We start from the raw sequence: 2902 nt of genomic DNA on the forward strand, positions 1-2902 counted from the left end.
ATCGGTCGCGAAGCCCAGGATGCATGGGCCGCCCGGTCGGCGAGGCGGGTGACCGCCGCTGCACCGTCATATCAGTCGATCACGGATCCACTCGGTCATCGAGTGCCGGCCCCGCCTTGGAACCGGCGTCGTTGAACGCTTCCTGGAATTCCGGCGAGGTCAGGAAGCGAAGCTCGGATTTGAGTGCAACGGCTCGCTCCATGCCGAAGACCGCTTCGAAGCGATCCTGGGCTCCGCGCCACAGCTGCGCCGTCTCGCCGAGCTTAGCCTCTCCCTTCTCGGTCAAAGTGATGCGTCGGACACGACGATCCCGCGGATCAGGCGCCAGCTGTAGATATCCGTCCCGCGTCAGCGGCTTCAGTGTGTGGCTGAGGCCGGACAGGTCCATGACCGCCCGTTCGGCGAGTTCACGCATCGTCGGCGAGCCCATCTTCCGAACCGTCGCGAGCAACCCATGCTGCGTGGCGCGCAAGCCGCTTGGTGCGAGGGCGTCGTCGTACAGCTGACCGATGCGGCGCATGGCCTGACGCAGGACGGCGTTGCTGCAGCTGCTGGGATCGTCGGTCATGGTCGCGTCCTATCGCGATCGCGCGGCCGGGTACACGTGCCGCTGCGGACGAGCGCTGCAATGTCCCGACGAAGGCCCGGCGGCCGGCTTGACCCGCCCACCTCAGAAGATGCATATGCAAGTTACGAAAGATTGCATATGCATCTTTATAAGTCCGGTCTCGGCTTCACGCCATCGCGGCGTTGCCGCGGGGTCGGCCCCCATCGCCGTCGAGGTCACCCGATGGACGCGCGCACACGAGCCTTGCTGCATGACCCGGTCACGCCGACGCTGCTGCGCCTCGCAGTTCCGAACGTTGTGATGTCGGTGGTGCAGGCATCGATCGGGTTGATCGAGACCTACTTCGTGGCCGAGCTCGGCACCGACGCCCTCGCTGGCATGGCCCTGGTCTTCCCGATCCTGATGTTCGTGCAGATGGTCTCGGCCGGCGCTGTCGGCGGCGGGATCCTCTCGGCGATCTCGCGCGCGCTTGGCGGCGGTCGCGAGGACGGGGCGAACGGACTGGTATGGCATGCGGTGGCCATCGCGGCGGCCCTTGGCGTTCTCACCACGGCGTTGGCGCTGGCGTTCGGACCTACCTTGTTCCGGGCGATGGGCGGCACGGGTGGCTCCCTTGATGCCGCCACGACCTATTCCGCGGTCGTGTTCTCGGGTGCGTTGCTGGTTTGGCTGTTCAATGCGCTCGCTGCGGTGATCCGGGGTACCGGCAATATGAGCCTGCCGGCCACAGTGACGTGCGGAGGAGCGGTCGCGCTCGTCCCACTGTCGCCAGCCCTCATCTTCGGCTGGGGCCCGATCCCACAGCTCGGCATCTTCGGTGGCGGCGTCGCGGTGCTCGCCTATTACGCGGTCGGCGTGGCGATCTTCGCCACCTACCTCTGGTCGGGGCGCGGCGTACTGCGGCCGCCCCTGCGCCCCACGGCGCTGTCCGGTGCGGCACTCGGCGCGATTCTTCGGGTCGGTGCCGTCTCGGCGCTGGTCACCGTCACCACCAATGTCACGATCGCGACGGCGACCGGTCTCGTCGGAATACAGGGACCGGGAGCGGTCGCCGGTTACGGCACCGGCGTGCGCCTCGAATATCTCCTGGTCCCGATCGTGTTCGGCTTCGGCGCCCCACTTTCAGCCATGGTCGGCACGGCGGCGGGTGCTGGCGATGTCGATCGGGCACGACGCGCGGCCTGGACCGGGGCGATCATCTCGGGATGCGTCACGGAGGTGCTGGGCCTCGCCGCGGCCCTGGCGCCGGATGCCTGGCTGCGCCTGTTCGGCGACGACGCCGCGATGCTGGCGACGGGGGCGGCGTACCTGCGCATCGTCGGACCCTTCTACGGTTTCTTCGGTTTCGGGCTGGCGCTGTACTTCGCCGCGCAGGGTGCCGGCCGCGTCGGCTGGCCCCTGGCTTCCGGCATCGTCCGGGTCGTCGTGTCCCTCGGCGGCGGCGCCCTGGCGCTCCACCTCGGCTGGGGGACGGCCGGCCTCTTCCTCGCCCTCGGTCTCGGACTGGCCGCGATGGGAATCGGGAACGCCGCGTCGCTGGCCTTCGGCGCGTGGCTGCCCCCGGGGCCGGCCTCACGGCCCGTCATGGTCCGAGCCGACGACTATCCCGCCACGGCCAAATCCTAGGAGACGCATCATGCAGACCCTCACAATTAACGGTGCGCGGCACGACGTGGATGTCGAGGGCGACACGCCCCTGCTCTTCGTCCTGCGCGACACCCTCGGGCTCACCGGTACGAAGTACGGGTGCGGCATCGGTCAATGTGGGGCCTGCACCGTGATCCTCGACGGGCAGGCCACGCGCTCGTGCCAAATCCCGGCGGAGAGCATCGGCGATGCGAAGATCACGACGATTGAGGCGATCGGGCAGGACGCGGTCGGCAAGCGGGTCGTGGAGGCCTGGGTCGGCGTGCAGGTGCCGCAATGCGGCTACTGCCAGTCCGGTCAGGTCATGGCCGCCACCGCCCTCCTGCAGCAGAACCCGAGACCCAGCGACGGCGACATCGGGCAGGCAATGACGAACCTGTGCCGGTGCGGAACCTACAACGCTATCGCCGCCGCCGTGCGGCAGGCCGCGGCTTGAGGAGCGACGCACCATGAACGATCTCACCCCCCTGCGCCTCACCCACGCAACGTCGGCCGCGAGCCAGGAGCCGATACGCAACCTCTCCCGCCGCGGCTTCCTCGGCGCGGCGAGCGGCGCCCTGCTCCTCGGCGTCGGATTTCCGGTGGATCCCGCCCTCGCACAGGCGGAGGGCGCCGCGGCCATCGCCCCGAAACCCGGCACGCGGGTCGCCGCGTTCCTCGAAATCCACCTGGACGGTACGATCAAGC

General features: G+C 68.9%; 3 protein-coding genes and 1 pseudogene. 3 read left to right on the plus strand and 1 reads right to left on the minus strand.

What is annotated here, in order from left to right; all coding sequences use genetic code 11:
* Positions 1–79 precede the first annotated feature (79 nt).
* Entirely contained in the window at positions 80–568 is a 489-nt protein-coding gene (locus tag OXS27_RS32015; protein WP_267361682.1) for a MarR family winged helix-turn-helix transcriptional regulator, read from the minus strand.
* Positions 569–790: 222 nt separating this feature from the next.
* On the opposite strand from OXS27_RS32015, the gene OXS27_RS32020 reads away from it, so the two are divergent.
* From OXS27_RS32020 to OXS27_RS32030, 3 genes and pseudogenes are all read left to right on the plus strand, one after another.
* The gene (locus tag OXS27_RS32020) at positions 791–2194 is read left to right on the plus strand and encodes an MATE family efflux transporter (RefSeq protein ID WP_267361683.1); all 1404 of its coding nucleotides are present in this window, start codon (positions 791–793) and stop codon (positions 2192–2194) included.
* A 10-nt stretch (positions 2195–2204) separates the two neighbouring features.
* Positions 2205–2651, plus strand: a complete 447-nt coding sequence (locus OXS27_RS32025) for a (2Fe-2S)-binding protein (protein WP_267361684.1) — start codon at positions 2205–2207, stop codon at positions 2649–2651.
* Between the two features lie 13 nt (positions 2652–2664).
* A pseudogene (locus OXS27_RS32030) lies at positions 2665–2902 on the plus strand (xanthine dehydrogenase family protein molybdopterin-binding subunit); the annotation flags it as partial.

The sequence above is a fragment of the Methylobacterium sp. GC_Met_3 genome (assembly GCF_026540775.1).
Classification (GTDB): Bacteria; Pseudomonadota; Alphaproteobacteria; order Rhizobiales; family Beijerinckiaceae; genus Methylobacterium.